Annotated in this window: 23 protein-coding genes; 12 read left to right on the top strand and 11 right to left on the bottom strand. The window is 72.1% G+C overall.

All coding sequences use genetic code 11. The annotated features are described in order from the left end of the window. The first annotated feature begins 40 nt into the window (after positions 1-40). A complete protein-coding gene (locus ACZ4VW_RS02505) occupies positions 41-1,324 on the top strand; it encodes an alanine racemase (RefSeq protein WP_467957577.1) in 1,284 nt (427 codons plus the stop codon). Between the two features lie 9 nt (positions 1,325-1,333). Then, positions 1,334-2,917 carry an N-acyl-D-amino-acid deacylase family protein gene (locus tag ACZ4VW_RS02510; RefSeq protein ID WP_467957579.1) on the top strand — a complete coding sequence of 528 codons (1,584 nt, stop codon included), beginning with the start codon at positions 1,334-1,336 and terminating at the stop codon, positions 2,915-2,917. Between the two features lie 71 nt (positions 2,918-2,988). Here ACZ4VW_RS02510 and mptB read toward each other — a convergent pair whose 3' ends face one another. Beyond that, the gene (mptB, locus tag ACZ4VW_RS02515; RefSeq protein ID WP_467957581.1) at positions 2,989-4,452 is read right to left on the bottom strand and encodes a polyprenol phosphomannose-dependent alpha 1,6 mannosyltransferase MptB; all 1,464 of its coding nucleotides are present in this window, start codon (positions 4,450-4,452) and stop codon (positions 2,989-2,991) included. Positions 4,453-4,463: 11 nt separating this feature from the next. Beyond that, complete coding sequence (locus tag ACZ4VW_RS02520; protein ID WP_467957583.1) at positions 4,464-4,958, bottom strand: hypothetical protein; 495 nt, start codon at positions 4,956-4,958, stop codon at positions 4,464-4,466. Positions 4,959-5,103: 145 nt separating this feature from the next. Here ACZ4VW_RS02520 and ACZ4VW_RS02525 point away from each other — a divergent pair, with 145 nt between their 5' ends. The 6 genes from ACZ4VW_RS02525 (at position 5,104) to ACZ4VW_RS02550 (ending at position 11,589) form a co-directional block, all read left to right on the top strand. Beyond that, entirely contained in the window at positions 5,104-6,315 is a 1,212-nt protein-coding gene (locus ACZ4VW_RS02525; protein ID WP_467957585.1) for a pyridoxal phosphate-dependent aminotransferase, read from the top strand. Positions 6,316-6,395: 80 nt separating this feature from the next. Continuing rightward, positions 6,396-6,788 carry an SCO4983 family protein gene (locus ACZ4VW_RS02530; protein ID WP_467957587.1) on the top strand — a complete coding sequence of 131 codons (393 nt, stop codon included), beginning with the start codon at positions 6,396-6,398 and terminating at the stop codon, positions 6,786-6,788. A 320-nt stretch (positions 6,789-7,108) separates the two neighbouring features. Further along, positions 7,109-8,227: a hypothetical protein gene (locus ACZ4VW_RS02535; RefSeq protein ID WP_467957589.1), complete on the top strand. Its 1,119-nt coding sequence runs from the start codon at positions 7,109-7,111 to the stop codon at positions 8,225-8,227. After that, entirely contained in the window at positions 8,224-9,393 is a 1,170-nt protein-coding gene (locus ACZ4VW_RS02540; RefSeq protein ID WP_467957591.1) for a toxic anion resistance protein, read from the top strand. Before ACZ4VW_RS02535 ends, ACZ4VW_RS02540 begins: the two co-directional genes overlap by 4 nt. Then, positions 9,390-10,991 carry a substrate-binding and vWA domain-containing protein gene (locus ACZ4VW_RS02545; protein ID WP_467957593.1) on the top strand — a complete coding sequence of 534 codons (1,602 nt, stop codon included), beginning with the start codon at positions 9,390-9,392 and terminating at the stop codon, positions 10,989-10,991. The genes ACZ4VW_RS02540 and ACZ4VW_RS02545 overlap by 4 nt, the downstream gene beginning before the upstream one ends. Then, complete coding sequence (locus ACZ4VW_RS02550; protein ID WP_467957595.1) at positions 10,978-11,589, top strand: hypothetical protein; 612 nt, start codon at positions 10,978-10,980, stop codon at positions 11,587-11,589. The genes ACZ4VW_RS02545 and ACZ4VW_RS02550 overlap by 14 nt, the downstream gene beginning before the upstream one ends. Positions 11,590-11,689: 100 nt before the next feature. Here the strand turns inward: ACZ4VW_RS02550 and ACZ4VW_RS02555 are convergent, their stop codons facing one another. Next, on the bottom strand, positions 11,690-13,513 hold the full coding sequence (locus tag ACZ4VW_RS02555) for a phosphoenolpyruvate carboxykinase (GTP) (protein WP_467957597.1): 1,824 nt from the start codon (positions 13,511-13,513) through the stop codon (positions 11,690-11,692). 206 nt (positions 13,514-13,719) lie between these two features. Here ACZ4VW_RS02555 and trhA point away from each other — a divergent pair, with 206 nt between their 5' ends. After that, the gene (trhA, locus tag ACZ4VW_RS02560; RefSeq protein WP_467957599.1) at positions 13,720-14,394 is read left to right on the top strand and encodes a PAQR family membrane homeostasis protein TrhA; all 675 of its coding nucleotides are present in this window, start codon (positions 13,720-13,722) and stop codon (positions 14,392-14,394) included. 17 nt (positions 14,395-14,411) lie between these two features. Then, positions 14,412-15,059, top strand: a complete 648-nt coding sequence (locus ACZ4VW_RS02565) for a TetR/AcrR family transcriptional regulator (protein WP_467957601.1) — start codon at positions 14,412-14,414, stop codon at positions 15,057-15,059. Here ACZ4VW_RS02565 and ACZ4VW_RS02570 read toward each other — a convergent pair. The 3 genes from ACZ4VW_RS02570 to ACZ4VW_RS02580 are packed head-to-tail and all read right to left on the bottom strand — an operon-like array spanning position 15,025 to position 17,159. Further along, the gene (locus ACZ4VW_RS02570; RefSeq protein ID WP_467957603.1) at positions 15,025-16,035 is read right to left on the bottom strand and encodes a glycoside hydrolase family 26 protein; all 1,011 of its coding nucleotides are present in this window, start codon (positions 16,033-16,035) and stop codon (positions 15,025-15,027) included. The two genes, ACZ4VW_RS02565 and ACZ4VW_RS02570, sit on opposite strands and share 35 nt — an antisense overlap. A 1-nt stretch (position 16,036) precedes the next feature. After that, positions 16,037-16,681, bottom strand: coding sequence for a vitamin K epoxide reductase family protein (locus ACZ4VW_RS02575; protein ID WP_467957605.1), 645 nt, complete (start codon positions 16,679-16,681; stop codon positions 16,037-16,039). Between the two features lie 19 nt (positions 16,682-16,700). Next, on the bottom strand, positions 16,701-17,159 hold the full coding sequence (locus tag ACZ4VW_RS02580) for a DUF5949 family protein (RefSeq protein ID WP_467957607.1): 459 nt from the start codon (positions 17,157-17,159) through the stop codon (positions 16,701-16,703). A gap of 227 nt (positions 17,160-17,386) precedes the next feature. Between ACZ4VW_RS02580 and ACZ4VW_RS02585 the strand changes: the two genes are divergently transcribed. Beyond that, positions 17,387-17,791 carry a tyrosinase family oxidase copper chaperone gene (locus ACZ4VW_RS02585; RefSeq protein ID WP_467957609.1) on the top strand — a complete coding sequence of 135 codons (405 nt, stop codon included), beginning with the start codon at positions 17,387-17,389 and terminating at the stop codon, positions 17,789-17,791. Beyond that, a complete protein-coding gene (locus ACZ4VW_RS02590) occupies positions 17,775-18,641 on the top strand; it encodes a tyrosinase family protein (RefSeq protein ID WP_467957611.1) in 867 nt (288 codons plus the stop codon). Before ACZ4VW_RS02585 ends, ACZ4VW_RS02590 begins: the two co-directional genes overlap by 17 nt. Before the next feature lie 66 nt (positions 18,642-18,707). Here the strand turns inward: ACZ4VW_RS02590 and ACZ4VW_RS02595 are convergent, their stop codons facing one another. From ACZ4VW_RS02595 to ACZ4VW_RS02615, 5 genes are all read right to left on the bottom strand, one after another. After that, positions 18,708-18,989, bottom strand: coding sequence for a chaplin (locus ACZ4VW_RS02595; protein ID WP_467957613.1), 282 nt, complete (start codon positions 18,987-18,989; stop codon positions 18,708-18,710). Between the two features lie 290 nt (positions 18,990-19,279). After that, positions 19,280-19,756, bottom strand: coding sequence for a hypothetical protein (locus tag ACZ4VW_RS02600; RefSeq protein ID WP_467957616.1), 477 nt, complete (start codon positions 19,754-19,756; stop codon positions 19,280-19,282). A 202-nt stretch (positions 19,757-19,958) separates the two neighbouring features. Further along, entirely contained in the window at positions 19,959-20,903 is a 945-nt protein-coding gene (locus tag ACZ4VW_RS02605; protein ID WP_467957618.1) for an LPXTG cell wall anchor domain-containing protein, read from the bottom strand. Between the two features lie 443 nt (positions 20,904-21,346). After that, positions 21,347-21,613 carry a hypothetical protein gene (locus ACZ4VW_RS02610; protein ID WP_467957620.1) on the bottom strand — a complete coding sequence of 89 codons (267 nt, stop codon included), beginning with the start codon at positions 21,611-21,613 and terminating at the stop codon, positions 21,347-21,349. Positions 21,614-21,859: 246 nt separating this feature from the next. Further along, complete coding sequence (locus tag ACZ4VW_RS02615; RefSeq protein WP_467957622.1) at positions 21,860-22,321, bottom strand: hypothetical protein; 462 nt, start codon at positions 22,319-22,321, stop codon at positions 21,860-21,862. Between the last annotated feature and the right edge of the window lie 100 nt (positions 22,322-22,421).

Raw genomic sequence — 22,421 nt, forward strand, 5'->3', positions numbered from 1 at the left:
ACCGTTGCAGGATATGCAACGGACTCGACGAGGAGGATCCATGCCCGCCGAACGGCCCACCCCTCATCCGGCCACCGAGCGCGTCGACCACCGCTTCAAGGCCCTGCCCCCGGACGCCGAGGGCCTGACCGTCGGCGAGCTGGCGGCCCAGCGGCGGAACCTGTTCACCGGCGGCTTCACCACCCCCGTCCTCGCCCTGTCCGCCGAGTCCGTCGAGCACAACCTGCGCCTCCTGGAGAGCTATGCCGAGCGCCACGGCCTCGCCTTCGCCCCGCACGGCAAGACCTCCATGGCGCCGCAGCTCTTCGACCGTCAGCTGGAGCACGGCGCGTGGGGCATCACCGCCGCCGTCCCGCACCAGGCCCGCGTCTACCGCGCCCACGGCATCGCCCGGATCTTCCTCGCCAACGAGCTCGTCGACACGTACGCCCTGCGCTGGCTCGCCTCCGAGCTCGACGCCGACCCGGACTTCCGCTTCGTCTGTTACGTCGACTCCGTGCGCGGGGTCGAGCTGATGGACGCCGCGCTCACCGAGGCGGGCGCCCGCCGGGCCGTGGACGTCGTCGTGGAGCTCGGCGCCGGTGAGGGAGCCCGTACCGGAGCCCGTACGGAAGCCGACTGCACAGCCGTCGCCGACGCCGTCGCGGCGACCACGACCCTGCGCCTGGTCGGCGTGGCGGGCTACGAGGGCGAGGTCCCCCGGGCGGACACCGAGCGGGTCCACGCCTGGCTGCGCCGGCTCACGGCCCTCGCCGTGGACTTCGACAAGGCCGGCCGCTTCTCCCCCGGGATCGGGGAGATCGTCGTCAGCGCGGGCGGCAGCGCCTGGTTCGACGCGGTCGCCGACGTCTTCGCCGAGATCCCCGCGCTCTCCCTCCCCGTTCTGAAGCTGCTGCGCTCCGGCGCGTACGTCTCGCACGACGACGGCCAGTACCGGCGCCTCACCCCCTTCAACCGGGTCCCCGAGGAGGGCGTGCTCGAGCCCGCCTTCCGGCTCTGGGCGCAGGTCGTCTCCCGCCCCACCCCCGAGCAGGCCTTCACCAACGCGGGCAAGCGCGATGCCGCGTACGACCTCGACCTCCCGAAGGCCCAGGTGGTCCGCGACGCCCGCACCGGCGCCGTCCGCCCGGCCGAGGGCATCACGGTCACCGGCCTGTCCGACCAGCACGGCTGGCTGCGGACGGAGCCGGACGCCGGGCTGGAGGTCGGCGACTGGGTCGGCATGGGCCTGTCCCACCCCTGCACGTCCTTCGACAAGTGGCAGCTGATTCCCCTGGTCGAGGCGGACGGCACGGTCGTCGACTACATCCGCACCTTCTTCTAGGAGCCCGCCATGGACCTGGTCATCCGCGACGTGGACGTCATCGACGGCTCCGGAGGGGACTCCTACCGCGCCGACGTCGCCCTCGACGGCGGCCGGATCGCCGCCATCGTCAAGGAAGCGGCGGCGGCCGGCTGCCAGCGCCCCACCGCCCGGCGCGTCCTGGACGCCGAGGGCCTCGCCCTGGCCCCCGGCTTCATCGACATGCACGCCCACAGCGACCTCGCGCTGCTCCGGGACCCCGACCACAGCGCGAAGGTCGCGCAGGGCGTGACCCTCGAGGTCCTCGGCCAGGACGGCCTGTCGTACGCGCCGGTCGACGACCGCACGCTCGCGGAGGTCCGCCGGGCGATCACCGGCTGGAACGGCGACGGCTCCGACATCGACTTCGACTGGCGCACGGTCGGCGAGTACCTGGACCGCCTGGACCGGGGAATCGCGGTGAACGCGGCGTATCTGATCCCCCAGGGCACGGTCCGGATGTACGCGGTCGGCTGGGACGACCGGCCGGCGACGGACGCCGAGCTGGACCGGATGCGGCAGCTGGTGGCCGAGGGCTTGGAGCAGGGCGCGGTCGGCATGTCCTCCGGGCTGACGTACACGCCGGGCATGTACGCGCCCGATTCCGAACTCACCGCCCTGTGCGAGGTGGTGGCCCGGTACGGCGGCTACTACTGCCCGCACCACCGCTCGTACGGCGCCGGCGCGCTCCGGGCGTACGAGGAGATGGTCGCCCTCACCCGGGACGCGGGCTGCGCGCTGCACCTGGCGCACGCCACGATGAACTTCGGCGTGAACAAGGGCAGGGCGCCCGACCTCCTGGCCCTCCTCGACGAGGCCCTGGAGCAGGGCTCCGACATCTCCCTCGACACCTATCCGTACACCCCCGGCTGTACGACGCTGGTGGCCGTGCTGCCGAGCTGGGCGAGCGAAGGCGGTCCGGAGGCGACCCTGGCCCGCCTCCGGGACGACGAGACGGCCGAACGCATCCGCCACCACCTGGAGGAGATCGGCTCGGACGGCTGCCACGGCGTACCGGTGGACTGGGACACGATCGAGATCTCGGGGGTGAGCGATCCCGGGCTCGTGGAGTGGGTGGGCCGCCGCCCGGACGGCTGGACGGCGGCGCGCCGGCTGCTGATCGCCGACCGGCTGGGGTCGACGATCCTGCAGCACGTCGGCCACGAGGAGAACGTCCGGACGATCATGCGCCACCGTGTCCACACCGGCGGCTCGGACGGCATCCTCCAGGGGGTCAAACCGCACCCGCGGGCGTACGGCACCTTTCCGCACTACCTCGGGCGGTACGTGCGCGAGCTGGGCGTCCTCTCCCTGGAGGAGTGCGTGGCCCATCTGACGTCCCGGCCGGCGGCCCGGCTCCGTCTGCCGGACCGGGGCCTGGTCCGCGAGGGCTACCGCGCCGACCTGGTCCTCTTCGACCCGGCGACGGTCGCGGCGGGCTCGACGTACGACGCCCCGCGCCGGCTCCCGGTGGGCATCCCGCACGTCCTGATCGACGGCAGGTTCGTCGTGGAGGACGGCAAGCGGACGGACGTCCTGGCGGGCAGGTCGATCCGCCGCACGAGGCGCCCCTGAGCCGCCTCCCGTAAGTCATTCGGGCCACACCCCTGGAGGCATGACGGGCGGGCACGCGGGACGGCGCCGCCCTACGCGCGTGTCCGTCCCCTGTGCCCGTCCACCACGGGCTCCCGCCCCGGTCGGAGCCCCGTCGGCCACCGGTCCCGCCGCATCCACACCAGGCCCAGGGCCAGAACGATGCCCGCCGCCACGAACCCGTACCACGGCGTGCGCCCCGACGGCGCCGTCTCGTACACCAGCGCCGCCGACACCACCGCCAGCAGCTGCCCCACCCGCGTGTCCCAGCCCACCGCGGCCACCACCACCGTGCCCCACAGCAGGTACCACGGCTGCACCATCGGCGACAGCGCGACCAGCGCCACCAGGGAGAGCCCGAGCGCCAGGACCGGGTCGACCCGCCCCTTCCACGCCCGCCGGGCGAGCACCCCGATGACCACCAGGGCGAGGGCCAGCCCCACCGTCTGCACGGCCCCCTTCACCGGCTCGGGACCGTCGCCCAGCAGCAGCCCCAGACCAAGCCCCACGTCGCTCGTCAGCGACAGCGCCGTGTGGATGGTCCCGGCGACGCTCTGCGTCCGCAGCCAGCCGAAGCCGGTCCCGGCCACCACCGTCGCGCCCGCGGCGACCGCGCCCGCGACGAGCCCCGGCAGCACGAGCCCCTTCACCACGCCCCGTACCCCACCGTCCCGCCGCGCGATCATCACGCCGATGAAGAGCAGCGCCACCGCCGCCGGCGACTTGACCATCATCGCGAGGCCGACGAGCACGCAGCCGGTCACCCATCGCCCGCGCACCGCGAGCAGGACGCCGCTGAGCATCAGCCCGGCCATGAGCCCGTCGTTGTGCATCCCGCCGACGACATGGATGAGCAGCAGCGGGTTGAGCGCGGCGAGCCAGAGCGCCCCGCTCGGGTCCCCCGAGCCGCCCTCACGGCGGTCGGCCAGCCCCCGTACGGCCCAGACGATCAGCGCGAGCGCGCCGAGAGCGATCAGTCGCATCCCGATCACGGCCGGCACGATCGCCCCGCCGGTCAGTCCCACCACACCCTGCGCGAGGACGAGGAAGACCGGCCCGTAGGGAGCGGGGGTGTCGGTCCAGTGCCCACCGACGCTCGCCGCCGCGTCCGCCCCGAGGTCGCCGGGGCCGAGGACCGAGGGCCCCGCCCCGTACACGTCGTACCCCTCGAGGACCATCGCGCCCTGCGCGATGTAGCTGTACACGTCGGCGCTGTACAGCGGCGGGGCGAGCACCAGCGGCGCCGCCCACCACCCGAGGGTGCCCGGCACCCGGGCCCGTGCCTCCCGCACACCCCGGACCAGCAGCACGCCGTACCGCCACCAGGCCGCGACGAGCAGGGTCAGCCCCAGGTACGCGAGGACGGCACCGGCCACGGTCAGGGCCGGGCCCCGGGGCGCCCACAGCCCCCACGGCTCGCGTACCGGCAGTGTCCCGGCCAGGTACCCGCCCACCGCGACGGCGAGCGACCCGGTCGCACCCAGCCACCGGCATCCGGAGGCACTCAACACCCACATGAGGTGCCAACCTACCTGGGGCGCTTCGTGGCTCCCGGGGCCGATCCGGACTTCCCCGGCTGCTGGCCGGTGCCGTCGGCGGAGTCCCCGCCGGACCCGTCACCCGAGCCGTCGTCCGCGCCGTCGCCCCCGGCGGTGGGCGCGGCCGTGAGCGAGGCGGTCGCGGACCCGGACGGCGTCCCGGCACCCGGCCCGGCGGACGCCGCGGCGGTGCCCGACGAGGCGCCAGGCTTCGGCGCCCCGGTGGCCTCCCCGCCGTCGCCGGACTCCCCCTCGGCCGGGGGATCGGCCTGGATGAGTGCGGGCAGACCCGGGTGGTCGCCGTCTTCTCCGGGGCCGCCGGTCTCCCCGGTGCGGAAGGCTCCGGCGACGACCACGGCCAGCAGGCCGAGCCCGACGACACCGCCTCCGGCGAGCGCCCAGCGCGTGCCCGGGCCCCGGCGCGCCGACGCATGACGGCCGCGCCGCGCCGGGGCGCCCGCGGCGCGGTGGTCCTTTTGGCTCATGGCGGCGCATTCTAGGCAGCCGGGTCCCGTGGAGCGAGCCGGGTCACATTCCGGACGCCTGCCCGGGCTTCCCGAGCGTCCCCGTTCCGCCCGACGTGTCCCAAAACACGAGGCGCCACGCCCCTGCCCGCCGTAAGCTCTCGACATGCAGGTGATCCAGTCCACGAAGCTCGCCAACGTCTGTTACGAAATCCGGGGCCCGGTGCTCGAAGAGGCGATGCGGCTGGAAGCTGCGGGTCATCGCATCCTCAAGCTCAACACCGGCAACCCGGCCGCCTTCGGCTTCGAGTGCCCCCCTGCGATCCTCGAGGACGTCCTGCGCAACCTCGCCGACGCCCACGGGTACGGGGACGCGAAGGGCCTGCTCTCCGCCCGTCGCGCCGTGATGAGCCACTACGAGACCAGGGGCATTCCGCTCTCCGTCGAGGACATCTACCTCGGCAACGGCGTCTCCGAGCTGATCCAGATGTCGATGCAGGCGCTGCTCGACGACGGCGACGAGGTCCTCGTGCCCGCCCCGGACTATCCGCTGTGGACGGCCTCGGTCTCCCTCGCGGGCGGTACGGCGGTGCACTACCGCTGCGACGAGCAGGCGGACTGGATGCCGGACCTCGCCGACATCGAGCGGAAGATCACCGATCGGACCAAGGCGATCGTGATCATCAACCCGAACAATCCGACGGGCGCCGTCTACGACGACGAGATGCTCCGGTCCCTCACGGAGATCGCCCGCCGCCACAACCTGGTCGTCTGCTCCGACGAGATCTACGACAAGATCCTCTACGACGGCGCCACGCACACCCCCACGGCCGCGATCGCCCCGGACCTGCTCGTCCTCACCTTCAACGGGATGAGCAAGAACTACCGGGTGGCGGGTTTCCGCTCGGGCTGGCTGGCGGTCTGCGGCCCGAAGGCCCACGCCACCTCCTACATCGAGGGGCTGACGATCCTCGCCAACATGCGGCTGTGCGCCAACATGCCCGCGCAGCACGCGGTGGCCGCCGCCCTGCAGGGCCGGCAGTCGATCGAGGACCTGGTCCTGCCCGGCGGGCGTCTCCTGGAGCAGCGGAACACGGCGTACGAGCTGCTCACGCAGATCCCCGGGGTGACCTGTGTGAAGCCGAAGGGCGCCCTGTACCTCTTCCCGCGACTCGACCCGAACGTCTACAAGATCAAGGACGACCGGCAGATGGTCCTCGACCTGCTCCGGGCCGAGAAGATCATGGTGGTGCACGGCACCGGCTTCAACTGGCACGAGCCGGACCACTTCCGGATCGTCACGCTGCCCAACACGGCCGACCTGGCGGACGCGGTGACCCGGATCGGCTACTTCCTGGACGGCTACAGCCAGCCGTAGAAGCCACCTCCGGACCCAGCTCAACTTTAGATTGAATCTAAGATAGGATGGCTCCAGAGCTACCGCAGGAGGCCGTCCCCATGTACGAACCGATCCGCACCAAGTCGGTCCACCGGATGGCCGACGACGACCAGAACGCGTACCCGCACCGCTCGCGCGAGGAGGAGCTGGACATCCAGCTCGCCGGACACCTGTCCGCATTGCTCGCCGTCACGGACGAGCTGGGCGACACCGCGGCCGGCGACCTCATCGCCCGGCAGGTGGCACGGCTGCGCGGCGCGCCGCCGGCCCGTCACGCGGGGCTGAGCGGCTCGGACGCCGAGGCGCTGCACCGCCGCGCCCACGCCCTCGCGGGCCGCGCCCTGGTCGTCGCCGCCTCCAGGGCGGACACGGCCGCCGCGATCCTCGCCGCCGAGCGCATGGACGCGCACACCGCGGCGCTGACCTCCCCCGAGCTGGTCAGCGCCCCCTGACGGCCCCGGTCCGCGCGCCACACAGCCGCGCGGACCGGGTGCCACCCACACGCACGTCGCCCGGACCCCCGCTCGCCCGGGCCCAGCGCTCGCCCCGGCACCGTCCGCCCGCTGCGCGCACACGCGCCCGGCCCGGCTCCCCCCGCCCCCGGCGCCTGCTCGCGCCCGGCCCGGCTCCCCCCGCCCCCGGCGCCTGCTCGCGCCCGGCCCGGCTCCCCCCACCCCCGGCGCCTGCTCGCGCCCGGACCGCGGGAGCCCGCGCTCCGGTTCCGTACCGGGATCGGCACTTCACCCGCCGTCCACCCAACTCGCCCTGGAATGTGGGCTTCCGCGAGCACTCTGCCCGCGTGAGACGGATTCTGGGAATCGTCCTGGCCGCCCTGCTCCTCGGCGGCGTGGCCGTCGCCCTCGTGGCGGGCGGCGACAAGGACAAGGGCACGGCAACGAAGACCGTGCGAGGAGTGATCGGATCGGAGAAGGCGGAGTTCTTCGCCGATCCCGAGGTGGTGAAGGCCCTGGCCGACAAGGGCTTCACCGTGAAGGCGGAGACCTCCGGGTCCTGGGACATGGAGAAACTGCCGCTCGACGGCTACGACTTCGTGTTCCCGGCCTCCAAGGCCCCGGCCGACGAGCTGCGCGCCCGGACGAAGGCGAAGGGCGCCGTGCTGCGGCCCTTCTACTCGCCCCTGGTCGTCGTCGCCCACAGCGGCGCCGCCAAGGTCCTCGCCGACAACGGCCTGGTCACCCTCGGCGCCGGGGGCCGCACGGGCACCCTGCGCATGGGGCCGTACCTGGAGGCCGCGCGGGCCGACCGGACCTGGCAGCAGCTCAAGGGGGCCGCCGGGCACCCGGAGTTGAGCGGCACGGTCTTCATCACGTCGACCGACCCGGTCGCCTCCAACTCCGGCGCGCTCTACCTCGCCGCGGCGAGCTACGTCGCCGACGGCGGCAAGGTCGCCGGCGACAAGGCGGCCGTGGACCGGACCGCGCCGCTGATGCGCAAACTGATCCAGGTGCAGGGCGCCCAGCAGTCCGGCTCGGACGCCCCCTTCCGCGACTTCGTCAGCGGCGTCGGCAACCCGCTGGTGCTCGTGTACGAGTCCCAGGTCGCCTCCCCTCTCCTGGCGAAGCGGGACCTGGGCGACCTGGTGGTGCTCTACCCCGACACCACGGTGATCAGCGACCACACGCTCGTCCCGCTCTCCGACCACGGCCGTGCGCTCGGCGAACTCCTCACCTCCGACAAGCGGTTGCGCGAGCTCGCGGTGGGACACGGCTTCCGCCCGCAGGGCGCCGCCGCCGAGTTCACGGCCGCGACCGCGGCCCTCAAGGACCGCCTCAACCAGACCATGACCGGAGTCCGCCAGGCGCCCGTGCCCACCAGCGAGGTGCTGCACGAGATGGCGCGGCGGGCCCGTACCCAGGGGGACCCCGCATGACCACGCCCGACACACCACTGATCCTCACCCCGCCCGATCCGGTCGCCCCGATCCGTACCGAACAGGCCTCCGGGCTCGTCCCGCTCGACGAGTCCGTCCGCACGGAGATGACCCGCCGCGCGGTCGAGTACGTCGGATCCCTCGCCGGACTCGACACCCGCTCGCCCGAGTTCGCGGGCCGCATCGGGGAGATCGCCACCCTCGGCGCCGGTGAGATGCGCAGCGCCGCGGCGCAGTCGAACCGCATGCTCGACCGCACCGTCCGCTCGCTGGCGGACGGCGGCGGCGACGCCCAGTCCCGGGTCGGCTCCTCCCTCGTGGAGCTGCGCCGCACCGTGGAGGACCTCGACCCGCGCGACACCCCCGGCAAGGGGGCCAGGCGGCTGCTGTCCAAGCTGCCGGGCGGCAACAAGCTGCGCGACCACGTCGCGAAGTACGCCTCCTCCCAGGGCACCCTGAACCGGATCGTCGGCTCCCTGCGCGGCGGCCAGGACGAACTGCGCCGCGACAACGCAGCGCTGCAGACCGAGCGCGCCCGGCTCTGGGAGACCATGGGCAAGCTCCAGGAGTACGCGGTGCTCACCGAGGCCCTCGACGCGGCCGTCGAGGAGCGCATCGCGCTGACCGCGGACCCCACGGCGGCGGACGCGCTCCGCTCCGACGTCCTCTTCCCGGTCCGCCAGAAGCACCAGGACCTGCTGACCCAGCTCGCCGTCTGCGCACAGGGATACCTGGCGATGGACGTCGTCCGCCGCAACAACGACGAGCTGATCAAGGGCGTCGAGAGGGCGGCGACGACGACGGTCTCCGCGCTGCGGATCGCGGTGATGCTCTCCTCCGCGCTGGAGAACCAGCGGAAGGTGGCCGAGCAGGTCAACGTACTGCGCTCGACGACGGAGGACCTGATCCGCGGCAACGCGGAGATGCTGGCGACCCAGAGCGGCGAGATCCAGCGGATCGCCGCGGACCCGGCGGTCGGCGCGGAGACGCTGCGCACGGCGTTCCAGCAGATCTACCGGACGCTCGACGCCATCGACACGTACAAGGTGCAGGCGACCGAGTCCATGGCGGCGACGATCGAATCCCTGACGGCCGAGCTCCACACCGCGAGCGCCTACCTGGACCGCACCCGCCGCACGGGCGCGCTGGAAGGGGGCGCGGGATGACGCGCCCGGCCCCCCGCCCGAGACGCACCGCCCGGCTCGCGCTCGCGCTCGCCGCGTCGGTGGCTCTCACCGCCGCCTGCACCACCGGACCCGGCGACGGCGATGACGGCGGTGACAGCGGCGGCGGGCAGCCGCACCCGCCCCGCACGCTGCGCGTCCTCGCCTCCTCCGAGCTCGCCGACATGCAGCCCGTCCTCGACGAGGCCCGCAAGGCGACCGGGGTCACCGTCCGCCCCACCTACGCCGGCACGCTCGACGCCGTCGGGCAGATCGCATCGGGTGCGGCGGAGAGGTCGTACGACGCGGTGTGGCTCTCCTCCAACGACTACCTGCGGCTGCGCCCCGACACCGCGAAGAAGATCACCGGCGAGACGCCGATCATGACCTCCCCGGTGGCCCTCGGCCTCCGCCCGGGCGCCGTGACGGCCCTCGGCTGGGACCCCGCCAAGGTCACCTGGTCGCAGATCCACCAGGCCGTCGCCGAGAAGAAGCTCGGCTACGGCATGACGGACCCGGCCCGTTCCAACTCCGGCTTCTCCGCCCTCGTCTCCGTCGCCTCGGGCCTCTCCGGCGCCCAGTCCGCCCTCACCGAGAAGGACGTCGCCGCCGCCACACCGAAGCTCAAGGATTTCTTCGGGGGCCAGCAGCTGACCTCGGGCTCCTCCGGGTGGCTGGCCACCGCCTGGTCCCGCCGCCCCGACGTCGACGCGCTGATCAACTACGAGTCCGTACTGCTGACCATGGGCGAGAAGATCACGGTCGTCCGCCCCGCCGACGGTGTCGTCACCGCCGACTACCCCTTCACCCTCCTCACCTCCGCGAGCGCGGAGGCCAAGCAGTCGGCCGCGGACCTCACCGCCCATCTCCGCACCCCGGCCGTCCAGCGGATGATCACCGAGCGGACCCTGCGCCGCCCGGTCGTCCCCGGCGTCCGGCTCGCGCGGCCCCTCACCGCCGACCAGCGGCGCGAACTGCCTTTCCCCGGCAGCCGGTCCGTCGCCGACGGCCTCCTCGACGCGTACGAGAACAAGCTCCGGCGCCCCTCCCGTACCGTCTACGTCCTCGACACCTCCGGGTCCATGGCGGGCGAGCGGCTCTCCCGGCTGAAGGCGGCGCTCGCCGAGCTGACCGGGGACTTCCGGGACCGCGAGGTGGTCACGCTGATGCCGTTCGGCTCGGCCGTGAAGACGCCCGAGGTGCGGACGCACACGGTCGACCCGGCCTCCCCCAAGGCCGCGCTCGACGCGATCCGCGCGGACGCGGCGCGGCTGTCCGCCTCGGGCGGCACCGCGATCTACTCCAGCCTGAAGGAGGCGTACGAGCACCTCGGTGCCGCCCCCGACGGCGACAACACCTTCACCTCGGTCGTGCTGATGACGGACGGCCAGAACACCGACGGCGACCCGGCCTCCGCGTTCGACTCCTTCTACGGGGACCTGCCGCCCGCGCGGCAGCGGACGCCGGTCTTCCCGATCCTCTTCGGGGACTCCGACCGCGCCGCTCTGGAGCACATCGCGACCCTGACCGGCGGCCGGCTCTTCGACGCCACCCAGGGCTCGCTGGACGGAGCGTTCGAGGAGATCCGTGGCTACCAGTAACCCGGTCCTGCGGTACCTCGAATCGCGGAAGAACCTCACCGGCAGCGCCTGCGGAGTCGTCGGTCTGGCCCTCACCTTCACCGGCGCGGCCGGCTCCCTGTGGCCCGTGGTCGTGGCCGGACTGTACGGGGCGGGCGCGCTGATCGCGCCGCCCGAGCGGCCGCCGGCGCCGGCGTTCCCCGATGCCGCGGAACAGCTCGACGCCCTGCGGGCGGACGTGGCGACCCTGCGCGGCTATCTCGCGGAGATCGAGCTGCCGCCCGCCGCTGCCGGTCGCCTCGCCGCACTGGACGCCCTGGTCGAGACGCTCCTGGCCCCGGGCCGGGTCAGCGATCCGGAGCATCTGCACGTGCTGGCCCGCGCGGTGCGCCAGGACGTCCCGGAGGCGGTGGACGCCTTCGTACGGACCCGGTGGTGGACCCGCGTCGCGCCGGGGTCGGAGCCCCCCGAGCGTCACCTCGAACGCCAGCTGGCGGCGCTGCACGACGAGGCCGGCGAGATCGTCCGCGCCCTCCAGGACGCGGACGAGGTGCGCCAGCACACGCACACCGCGTACCTGGAGGGGCGTACGGAAAGACACCGGCCCCCGAAACCGTGAGGGGGCTTCGGGGGGCCGGTGTGCGTCGTGACGAGCCGTTCGTGACCCCACTGGTCAGGGCGGTGTTCGGGGCGACCCGTCACGAGTCTGCGGGGTGGGTTCAGCCCAGGCGCTCGACCAGCGCGCGGTGCTGGTCCCACAGCTCCTTGGGGGTGTGGTCACCGAAGGTGTTGAGGTGCTCGGGGACCAGGGCGGCCTCCTCGCGCCAGACCTCGCGGTCGACCTTGAGCAGGAACTCCAGGTCCTCGGCCGGCAGGTCAAGGCCCTCGGTGTCGAGGGACTCGACGGTCGGCAGGATGCCGATCGGGGTCTCGATGCCCTCGGCCTTGCCCTCCAGGCGCTCCACGATCCACTTCAGGACGCGGCTGTTCTCACCGAAGCCGGGCCAGACGAACTTGCCCGCGTCGTTCTTGCGGAACCAGTTCACGTAGTAGATCTTCGGCAGCTTGGCCTGGTCGGCACCGGCGCCGACCTTGACCCAGTGCGCCATGTAGTCGCCCATGTTGTAGCCGCAGAACGGCAGCATGGCGAAGGGGTCGCGGCGCAGCTCGCCGACCTTGCCCTCGGCGGCGGCGGTCTTCTCGGAGGCGACGTTCGCGCCGAGGAAGACGCCGTGGTTCCAGTCGAAGGACTCGGTGACCAGCGGCACGGCCGAGGCGCGGCGGCCGCCGAAGAGGATCGCCGAGATCGGCACGCCCTTCGGGTCCTCCCACTCCGGCGCGATGATGGGGCACTGCGAGGCGGGGACGGTGAAGCGGGCGTTGGGGTGGGCCGCCGGGGTCTCGGAGTCCGGGGTCCAGTCGTTGCCCTTCCAGTCCGTGAGGTGCTTGGGCGCCTCCTCGGTCATGCCCTCCCACCAGACGTCGCCGTCGTCGGTCAGCGCGACGTTGGTGAAGACGGCGTTGCCCCACAGGGTCTTCATGGCGTTGGCGTTGGTGTGCTCGCCGGTGCCGGGCGCGACGCCGAAGAAGCCGGCCTCGGGGTTGATCGCGTAGAGGCGGCCGTCCTCGCCGAAGCGCATCCAGGCGATGTCGTCACCGATGGTCTCGACCGTCCAGCCGGAGATCGTGGGCTCCAGCATGGCGAGGTTGGTCTTGCCACAGGCGGACGGGAACGCGGCGGCGACGTACTTCGATTCGCCCTGCGGCGGGGTGAGCTTGAGGATCAGCATGTGCTCGGCGAGCCAGCCCTCGTCGCGCGCCATGACGGACGCGATGCGCAGGGCGTAGCACTTCTTGCCGAGCAGGGCGTTGCCGCCGTAGCCGGAGCCGTACGACCAGATCTCGCGGCTCTCGGGGAAGTGCGAGATGTACTTGGTGGTGTTGCAGGGCCACGGCACGTCGGCCTCGCCCTCGGCGAGCGGCGCGCCGAGGGTGTGGACGGCCTTGACGAAGAAGCCGTCGGTGCCCAGCTCGTCGAGGACGGCCTGTCCCATGCGGGTCATGGTGCGCATGGAGACGGCGACGTACGCGGAGTCGGTGATCTCGACGCCGATCGCGGAGAGCGGCGAGCCGACCGGGCCCATGCAGAAGGGCACGACGTACATGGTGCGGCCACGCATCGAGCCCCGGAAGATACCCTGCTCACCCGCGAAGATCTCCTTCATCTCCGCCGGCGCCTTCCAGTGGTTGGTCGGGCCCGCGTCCTCCTCCTTCTCGGAGCAGATGAAGGTCCGGTCCTCGACGCGCGCGACGTCGGACGGGTCGGAGGCGGCGTAGTACGAGTTGGGCCGCAGCGTCGGGTCGAGCTTCTTGAACGTGCCCTTGGCGACGAGCTCCTCGCAGAGGCGCTCGTACTCGGCCTCGGATCCGTCGCACCAGACCACGGCGTCCGGCTGAGTGATCGCCGCGATCTCGTTCACCCAGGAGATCAGCTCCTGGTGCTGGGTCGGAAGGGTGGTGGGAGCCGCGTTGTCGCGCGCCACGATTGCTCCTTGATGAGGGGTTTTTAGATGTAGGCCCCTTGGGGGCTGCGACCCGGATGCTTCTCGTGTGGAGACGCTCGCGCTCATCCGGTGCCGACCGCACTCATTTGATCATCCGACGCATGTGCCCATATGTCCAGAGGGCCGCCCACGTGAGCATCGCCACTCCTTTCAGTGGCCTACGGGGGCGTAGGTAGCATCGACCCATGACTTCAGCCATGCCGTCGGTCACCGAGATCGAAGAGTTCGTGAAGCCCCGGCTCAGAGGCTGGCTGCACGCCGGGATGTTCCCCGCCGTGATCGTCGCGGGTGTGGTTCTGGTCGCTCTGGCGGGCTCGCCGCGGGCCCGGATCGCCTGTGGCGTCTACGTCCTCACCGCCTGTCTGCTCTTCGGCATCAGCGCGCTGTACCACCGCGGCACCTGGGGACCGCGCGGCGAGGCCATCCTGCGGCGCCTGGATCACGCCAACATCTTTCTGATCATCGCGGGCACCTATACCCCGCTCACGCTGCTCCTTCTCCCCGATTCCACCGGGCGGCCGCTCATGTGGGCGGTCTGGGTCGCCGCCGTGGCCGGTATCGCCTTCCGGGTCTTCTGGGTCGGCGCTCCGCGCTGGCTGTACACGCCCTGCTACATCGCGATGGGCTGGGCCGCGGTCTTCTTCCTGCCCGACTTCATGCGGGCCGGCGGCGTCGCCGTCCTCGTCCTCGTCGTCGTCGGCGGACTGCTCTACAGCGCGGGCGGGGTCATCTACGGCCTGAAGCGGCCGAACCCGTCCCCGCGCTGGTTCGGCTTCCACGAGGTCTTCCACTCCCTGACCCTGGCGGCCTTCATCGTCCACTACATCGGGATCTCGCTGGTGGCCTACCAGCACGGATGACCCGCACAATGACGGCCATGGCCGCCGACACTCCCCCCGCGCCCGGAGGCGTGGGGAGCCCCCCAGCACCGCTCAGCCTGCGGGAACGCAAGAAGATCAAGACCCGCGCCGCGATCCGCCGGGCCGCGTACCGCCTCCTCGACGAGCAGTCGTGGGAGTCGACGACGACCGAGCAGATCGCGGCGGCGGCCGAGGTCTCCCCCAGCACCGTCGCCCGCTACTTCCCGGTCAAGGAGGACATCCTCCTCAGCGGCGACGACGACGATCTCTGGGAGGCGCGCCTGCGGGCCCGCCCGGTCGACGAGGATCCGCTGGAGTCGCTGCGGGCCGTGGTGAGCGAGGCGGTGTCGCAGGCCCTGGCCGACGGGCCCCGGGAGAGCCTGGTGCGCGCCCGGCTCCTGGTCGACATCCCCGCCGTCCGCGCCCGGCTCACCGAGACGACCGCCGAGACCGCGCAGCGCCTGGCCGGGGCGGTCGCCGACCGGACCGGCCGGGAGGCGGACGACCTGGAGGTACGGGTCTTCTGCGCGGCCGCGCTCGGCGCGCTGCGCGAGGCGACCGTCTACTGGGCGGAACACGGACAGCGCCCGCACGAGCTGAACCTTCTGCTCGACCGGACCATCGACACCCTCAAGGGCGGTCTGGCGCTCCGAGCGCTCCCCTGACGACCCGGCCCGACTCGGGATTGTCGGCGCACGCCCACACCCCGTGCGGGCAGTAGTCGGTGAACGTCTGGTACACCGGCCGGTACCGCGCGAACCAGTCGAGCATCCCCCGTACGTACACCGGGTTGTCCCCGTTGCGGAAGAGACCCCACTCCGGGTACGAGACGGGCTTGCCGTGCTCCGCCGCGAACCGCACGTGGTGCGCGAGCCCGAACTCCTCCGTCACCTGCTCGTCGAAGGAGAGCCCCTCGGGCTGGTCGTAGGCGTCGAGTCCGATGATGTCGACGTACGCGTCGCCCGGGTAGCAGCGCGGCCACTCCACCGCGTCCCGCCCCCGGCTCGCGGTGAAGTCGAAGCGGAACCGCTGCCCGGGCACCTGGCGCAGCACGCCCACGACCCGCCGCCAGTACGCCTTCCAGCTCTCGGGGTCCGGACCGCAGCGGTGGCTGTAGGTGGTGCCGTTCATCTCCCAGCCCAGGACGAGCACCGCGTCGGCGAGCCGGTGGGCGACCAGCCGCTCGCCCAGGGTGCGGAAGTGAGCGTCGTACGCCCCGGCCGCACCGCGCCGCAGCCCGGCCCGGACCTCGGTGTCCGACAGCCCCTCCTCGCTGCGGTCGAGCAGCGGAACGTTCAGGACGAAGAGCCGCCCCGGCCGCTCCTCCTTCCACCGCGCCCAGGGCTCGAAGAGCGCAGGGTGGCCCTCGATGTTGGACCAGCGGTCGCCGGGGAGGTAGGTGTGCCCGACGGTCAGCGACGCGCCGCCGAGCCAGCGCTGCACCTCGGCGATGCGCCGCACCCCGGTCTCGTCGGAGCCGGTGAAGAAGCCCGACGCCACGGTGAGCGGCGCCGGGACGGGGGCGACCGGGTCCGCGCGGTGCCGGGAGCCCGGCGCGATCCGGTCCTGGAGGAGGACCAGCGCGGCAACGGCCGCGAGCAGCACGATCAGTGCGGCCCGCGGCCAGGAGAGGGGGGTCACGTCAGCTGGTCCAGAAGTCCCACCATCGGGTCAGGATCAGCATCCCGATGATCCCGATGTGCAGGACGGGCAGCGCGAAGGTGAAGTCCTCGAAGAACCCCTTCACCGCGGCGGGCGCCGGCAGCACGCCCGTACGGACGTTGTGCGAGGTCACGTACCAGAACATGACGATCGTGGCAGCCCAGGCCAGACTGCACCAGAGGCAGAGCGAGTTGATCTCGTACAGCGACTGGTGCATCAGCCAGGTGCAGAACCCGACGCCGAACAGCATCCCGGCGTTCAGTCCGAGCCAGTGCCAGCGCCGGTAGCGGGCTCCGGCGAGGAGCCCGGCGCCGATGGCGACGACCATCCCGTACGTCACGAGACCGAGCATCGGGTTCGGGAAGCCGAACACCGCCGCCTGCTCGCTCTTCATGATGTTGCCGCAGGACACGATCGGGTTGAGGCTGCAGCCCGGCTGGAAGTTCGGATCCTCCAGGAGCTTGAACTTGTCGATCGTGATGACCCAGGCGGCCAGCACCCCGGCCACCCCGGTGATCATCAGCAGCAGACCGAGGGCACGGCTTCCACCGATGGCCCCGGTGTCCTCCCGGGACCCCTCCTGCCGCTGCCCCGGCACCCCGCCCCGTACGTCGGTCGTCGCCATGACGCCGCCCCCTCCCCGCTCAGCCCTGCAGCCGCCGGACCGGCAGCACGACGTGTCCCGCGCCCGCCAGGGGCTCCTCGCCAGCGAAGAAGGTCCGCAGCTGCTCCTCCGAAACCGTCCCGCCGGGCGGGACCTCGGGCCAGGGGCGGACGGAGCAGATCAGGTAGGCGTGACCGAGTTCCCTGGCGGCCGCGTCCCACTCCGCCGGCACCGCGCACTGGACCTTGAGGAACGGCAGGGTGAGGACCGCCTGCTGAGCCTCGACGAGGAGGTGGGCGTCGACCCGGGACTCCTTCGACGCGTCGATCACCGGCCCGCCGACGGGCAGGCCCATGCCCTCCACGGCCGCCCGCATCGCTTCTTCACCGGCCTCGCGACCTTCGCTGCCGTTGCCGAGCGAATACACCATCAGATACGGCGCGGCCGGCTTGTCATCGGTGGGGCCGGTGGTCCAGAAGACCGCCGCGAGGGTCCCCAACGGAGAGATGCTGCGCGACCCGGCAACCACATCCGGAGAGACGCTGCGCGCCTCGGAAACCACATTGGAAGAAGTCATGGGTCCGGATGCTAGTGGTCCCGTGCCCGCCGCCCCGCGCCGAATTCACTCGATCGGCCGGTATTCACCCGGCTGCCATTTCCCCCGCAACGAAGCCGCGTTTTTCTCGTTGTCCCAGGGGGCATTTGTCGACCACCAGGAGATCGCTCATGATCGTCCCGCGCCGCGTCGCACTGCGGTCCCTCTTCACCGTGGCCGTCGCCGCCTTCACGGGCGGTGCGCTGGCCCGTATCGCCACCACACCCTCCGGAGGGCCCGTCCCCGCGGACGACCGCTCCGCCGATCTCTTCGACGAGATGTACGGGGGGCGCCGCATCCAGGCCCGCATCACCCAGGCCGGGGTGCCGGAAATCCTGGTCGACGGCAGGCCGTTGCATCTGATGCGCTGCGCGGACGGCGGCTACCTCACCCCCATCGATCACTACCAGACCTATCCGACACCACTGGCGGCCACCCGCGCGGCCGTGGACGAGCTGGGGTCCGCGCGGCTGACCCGCTTCGCCGCCGCCCACGGTGCCCGTCCGGGAGGGAGCCCGCGTGGCGTACACACGTAAGAACCAGCGCGATCTGACGAGCGCCGAGCGGAAGAAGTTCGTCGCCGCCGTCCTGGAGCTCAAGCGCCGGGGTAAGTACGACGACTTCGTCCGTACGCACATCGACTACTACGTCGCCGACGGGGACCAGCGTCTTCGGGTCGCCCACATGACGCCCAGCTTTCTGCCCTGGCACCGCAAGTTCCTGCTGGAGTTCGAGCGGGAGCTGCGCCGCATCGACCCGACGGTCACCGTGCCGTACTGGGACTGGACCCGGGACAACACCCCGGCGGCCTCGCTGTGGAGCGACGACTTCATGGGCGGCAACGGGCGTCGCAGCGACCTCCAGGTGGTGACCGGCCCGTTCGCCTACGGGCGCGGACGCTGGACCGTGAAGCACGCCATGACCGAGGGCCGCTTCCTGACCAGGGACTTCGGCCGCCCCCGGGACCCGATCACGCTGCCGACGAAGGCAGAGCTGGACGAGGTGATGCGGGAGACGGTGTACGACGTGGCGCCCTGGAACTCGACGAGCGAATCGGGGTTCCGCAACCGGCTGGAGGGCTGGGCCCCGGGCCGGGGCAACGACCGCTTCCGTATCCACAACCGGGTGCACCGCTGGGTCGGCGGTCTGATGCTCGGCGGTGCCTCCGTCAACGATCCGGTCTTCTGGCTCCACCACTCCTTCGTCGATCTGCTCTGGTCACGCTGGCAGCAGCGCAACCCGCGGGCCGGCTATCTGCCCACCCGGCCGCCAGAGCTGGGCGACTCGCAGTACCGCCGGATCGCGGCCCGCGACGAGAAGATGGGCCCCTGGGGTGTCACCCCGGCCGAGATGCTCGACCACAGCGGGATCTACCGCTACGCGTAGGGGGCACGCACGGGAGCGGCCCCCCGGCTGGACTGCCGGGGGGCCGCTCGGTGTTGCCGGTGGGGATCAGCCGCCGTAGCCACCGTCGCGGTGGTCGCCGTGGTTCCCGTCGACGTTCGCGCACTGGTTGCCGAACGCGGGGTTGATCAGACCGATGACGTTCACGGTGTTGCCGCACAGGTTGATCGGGATGTGGACCGGAACCTGAACGACGTTGCCGGAGCCGATACCGGGAGAGGCGGCGGCGACGGCCTGGGCGCCCGAGTCGGCGACGGCCAGGCCGGCTCCGCTGAGGGCCACGGCACCCGTGCCGGCGAGAACAGCGGCAGCCTTCGCGATGCGAGACATCAAGAACTCCTTGGACGTGGAAAGACGACCGCGAGAATCACGGCCGACGTTTCCGTTCAACGCCGAAATGGCGCAGGGGTCACGGCCTTTGGGCCGGACGGGATGAAGTTGACGTGGGGAAGGCCCGCAGATCAATGGGCGACCCGCCGTCGGATACGACGGAGCGACCCCCTGGATCTGCGGGCCACGGCCATGCGACAGCCTTCTGTTGTAACGAGCAACGACCCCTCGGGTGGCGGGGAAGAATCGTGTCTTCACCCGCCGGGTCATTGGTCGCACAAAAGGCCACCTCAGGCCGTCGGCTGCGCCAGACCCGCCTGGGAGTCCAGCGCTCCGGTCACCGCGGGGGTGAGAACGCCGGCCTCCGGCGGGGCGAAGTCGGGCAGTCCGAACCGGTCGCCGCGCGGCAAACCGACGGGGTTGCCGACGATGGCGCCGGGGGTGGTCGCGTGCAGGGGCGAGCGGGGGGCGGTGAGCGCGGCCGTTCCGGGCGTGCTGCCCTCGATGACCTCGGGCAGGGGGGCTTCGACGAGGGTCTTCGGGAAGGTGCTGGCGACCGGCACCCGCGGCAGGGTGACGTCCGGCAGTCCGCGGGCCTGCCCCTCGTGGAAGCCGGTGGGTCCTCCGGGCACGGGCAGCGGGACCCCGGTGGCCACCGAGGGGGCGTCCATCGGGATGGCCGGCTCGAGACCCTGGAGCGGCACGATCACCGGTGCCTCGGCGGCGGTCGCGGGGGCGGCCATGGCCGCGGAGGCGAGAGCGGTCATGAGGATTCCCATGCCGGCTTGAGATCGCAGATTCATGACTGCGTTACGCCCTTCAGAGCAAGTGACGACGGTGCTGTGGTGCTGCGCTCTGAGAACGACTGCGCCAGGGGTGACGTCGCAGAATTCGCCTGATTGCAGCAACGCCGGAGGCCCTCACCGGTGACGGTGAGGGCCTCGGTTGACGCTATGTCAGCATGGCGCGTCAGTGCCGGCGCTCCGGACGTCCGGCGCGCACGAGGCGTCCGGCCCGGAGGTACATGAGCGTGCCGCCGACGAGGAGAGCGGCGCTGACCCCAGCGGCGCCCATGAGGGCGGGGTCGCTCCCGGTGTCGGGGAGTTCGGGCTTGTCCGGGGTGACCGGAGGCTTGGTCGGCGTGGACGGCGGCGTGGTGGGAGTCGTCGGCTCCTCACACCCCGGCTCCGGCTCCTCACCCGGCTCGGGCTTCTCGCACTCACCCGGCCCGTCCGGGTACGGCGGGGTCGGCGTCGGCTTGTCGGGGGTCGGCTTGTCCGGGGTCGGCTTGTCCGGGGTCGTCGGAGGCTTGGTCGGAGGCTTCGGGGTTCCCGGGTGGTCCGGGTTGCCGGGGTGGTCCGGGTTCCCGGGCGTGCCGGGGTGGTCCGGCGTCCCCGGGTGGTCCGGGTTGCCGGGGGCGCCGGGATGATCCGGCGTCCCCGGGTGGTCCGGGTTGCCGGGGGTGCCGGGGTGGTCCGGAGTACCGGGCTGATCCGGGGTGCCCGGGTGGTCTGGGTTACCAGGGGTGCCAGGGTGATCCGGGGTGCCCGGGTGATCCGGCGTCCCGGGGTGATCCGGGTTCCCCGGGTGGTCCGGCGTTCCCGGGTGGTCCGGGTTCTCACCCGGGGGCTTCGGGGTCTGGTGCTCGTCGTCGGGGGTGTCGTCGTCGCCGTAGCCGCCGGGCTCGTCGTCGTCCGTCGGGGCGCAGACGTCGTCCACCACGTCGGCAGCGAAGTCGTCGAGCTGCGCGGAGTCGCCGCACAGATGCGCGGGAAGGGGGGCCTGAAGGTGGTGACCGGTGCCGGGGGCGGGTGAATCGCCCGTACCGCCCGGGGAGTTCGCCGCCACGGCGAAGCCTCCGGTCAGCGACAGGATGCCCGTCGCGGCCGCGGCGGTGAACAGCTTCCTGCTCATGATGGATCGCATACCGCTCTTCCTCTGGAGAAAGGGAGAGACCGGTGGGGTACCCCCCTCGCTCCGACCGGCCTGTCCGCGCACTCAGTGCGTCAGTCGCTGACGGACTGGTTACGGAACGGAGGGCTCAGGAACACCGGGTGGATGCGACGCAGGCCGCGGGCGCGTGTCGCGCGCCGCCGTCCTCGGTCTCTCCATGGGCCAACCTTCCGTGGTGGGTTGGCGAGAGCGTAAGGAGCGGGGTGCTGCGCGGAGCCGGGGCCACACGGCGGCCGAAGAGAAAATCATTCAATCGGCCGATCACCACGGGTGGCCGCCCTGCGTCGGCGGGAAGCGTCCGCCCGGCGGCGGAGCGAGGGGGTGATCCGGGAGGGGCGAGACCGCGGGTCGCGGTCGTCCGCGCGGGAGGCGTGCGCGGTGGAGCGGTACCGCGGGTGGCTCCGTCAGCCGCCGACCGGGAGGCCACCGAGCAGCGACGCGCTCTGGGTCGCCTCGTTCACCTGGTTCGCGGTGTCACCGACGGTCTTGACGACAGAACCGTCCGTGGTGCTGCTCAGCGCGTCCGTCTTCAGGCCCTCGTCCGTGACCGCCCTGAGACCACCGTCCAGGCTGGAGGGGATCGCCATCGACTCGGCGGCCATGGCGGGCGCGGCGGCACCCAGAGCCATCACAGAACCGGCGACGACCGCGGCAACCTTGGTGGGCTTCATGAAACGAGTCCTTCCTCTATGGCGTCATTGCAAGCAAATAGCTTGCTGTGCAGTCCTCTTGGAGAAATCCCGCACGTCGTTCCACCTTCTGTAACGAGACGCCCGCTCCCCGGAAACTCCGGGCGGAAGGATTTCTCGTCGCCGCACCCGATTGATGAGAGCCGGTCATATCTGACGATCGAATACCCGCGCGCCGTGCCGCCCGGCGGTCGATCGGGCGGCACGGCGCGGAGGGTGGGGTCGCGGCTACCGGACGGGCGGGGCGGCGGCCGGCGCCTGGGGCGCGGTGGCCGGAAGTTCCGCCGGGAGCGGGTTACCGCCGAGGACGGTCCCCAGGAGCTGGTCGACCAGTGAGGTCAGGGTCGATGTGACCTGCGGGACCACACCCGTAGCGCCGCCGGAGACCGCGGCCAGCAGATCGGCGACCGCCTTCTGGACGGTGGCGAGGACGTCGGACACGAGGTCGGCGGGTGCGGCCCTCCCGTCGGCGGCCTCGGCCTCCGGGAGCGAAGCGGCCTTCGCGGCGGCGACCGCCGCGTCGATCTTCGCCTGGAGCGCATCCGCCTCCCCGGCGGGGACGGCCTGCACGGACGCGGCGGCCGGGCGGGACGGGGCGGATTCGTCGGCGACGGCGGGTCCCGCCGTACCGAGGGTGATGACGGCGGTTATCGCCAGGGCGGTGAGGCGGCTTGAACCCAGGAGACGCATGAATGTTCCTTTTCCGTATGCGTCGGACAACTACGCCACCTACCGTGCCTGCGGCTATAGCGCTCCGCAACGGAAGAACTACGGAGCGCCACACCTCCGT

The organism is Streptomyces sp. NPDC029139 (genome assembly GCF_055564335.1).

Bases quoted from the DNA above. Each gene is read 5' to 3' on its own strand.
- ACZ4VW_RS02530 (WP_467957587.1), top strand. From the start codon at position 6,396: ATGTACGAACCGATCCGCACCAAGTCGGTCCACCGGATGGCCGACGAC.
- ACZ4VW_RS02585 (WP_467957609.1), top strand. From the start codon at position 17,387: ATGATCGTCCCGCGCCGCGTCGCACTGCGGTCCCTCTTCACCGTGGCC.
- ACZ4VW_RS02520 (WP_467957583.1), bottom strand. From the start codon at position 4,958: ATGAGCCAAAAGGACCACCGCGCCGCGGGCGCCCCGGCGCGGCGCGGC.
- ACZ4VW_RS02595 (WP_467957613.1), bottom strand. From the start codon at position 18,989: ATGTCTCGCATCGCGAAGGCTGCCGCTGTTCTCGCCGGCACGGGTGCC.
- ACZ4VW_RS02525 (WP_467957585.1), top strand. From the start codon at position 5,104: ATGCAGGTGATCCAGTCCACGAAGCTCGCCAACGTCTGTTACGAAATC.
- ACZ4VW_RS02540 (WP_467957591.1), top strand. From the start codon at position 8,224: ATGACCACGCCCGACACACCACTGATCCTCACCCCGCCCGATCCGGTC.
- ACZ4VW_RS02615 (WP_467957622.1), bottom strand. From the start codon at position 22,321: ATGCGTCTCCTGGGTTCAAGCCGCCTCACCGCCCTGGCGATAACCGCC.
- ACZ4VW_RS02545 (WP_467957593.1), top strand. From the start codon at position 9,390: ATGACGCGCCCGGCCCCCCGCCCGAGACGCACCGCCCGGCTCGCGCTC.
- ACZ4VW_RS02575 (WP_467957605.1), bottom strand. From the start codon at position 16,681: ATGGCGACGACCGACGTACGGGGCGGGGTGCCGGGGCAGCGGCAGGAG.
- mptB (WP_467957581.1), bottom strand. From the start codon at position 4,452: ATGTGGGTGTTGAGTGCCTCCGGATGCCGGTGGCTGGGTGCGACCGGG.
- ACZ4VW_RS02600 (WP_467957616.1), bottom strand. From the start codon at position 19,756: ATGACCGCTCTCGCCTCCGCGGCCATGGCCGCCCCCGCGACCGCCGCC.
- trhA (WP_467957599.1), top strand. From the start codon at position 13,720: ATGACTTCAGCCATGCCGTCGGTCACCGAGATCGAAGAGTTCGTGAAG.
- ACZ4VW_RS02605 (WP_467957618.1), bottom strand. From the start codon at position 20,903: ATGAGCAGGAAGCTGTTCACCGCCGCGGCCGCGACGGGCATCCTGTCG.
- ACZ4VW_RS02610 (WP_467957620.1), bottom strand. From the start codon at position 21,613: ATGAAGCCCACCAAGGTTGCCGCGGTCGTCGCCGGTTCTGTGATGGCT.
- ACZ4VW_RS02510 (WP_467957579.1), top strand. From the start codon at position 1,334: ATGGACCTGGTCATCCGCGACGTGGACGTCATCGACGGCTCCGGAGGG.
- ACZ4VW_RS02505 (WP_467957577.1), top strand. From the start codon at position 41: ATGCCCGCCGAACGGCCCACCCCTCATCCGGCCACCGAGCGCGTCGAC.
- ACZ4VW_RS02565 (WP_467957601.1), top strand. From the start codon at position 14,412: ATGGCCGCCGACACTCCCCCCGCGCCCGGAGGCGTGGGGAGCCCCCCA.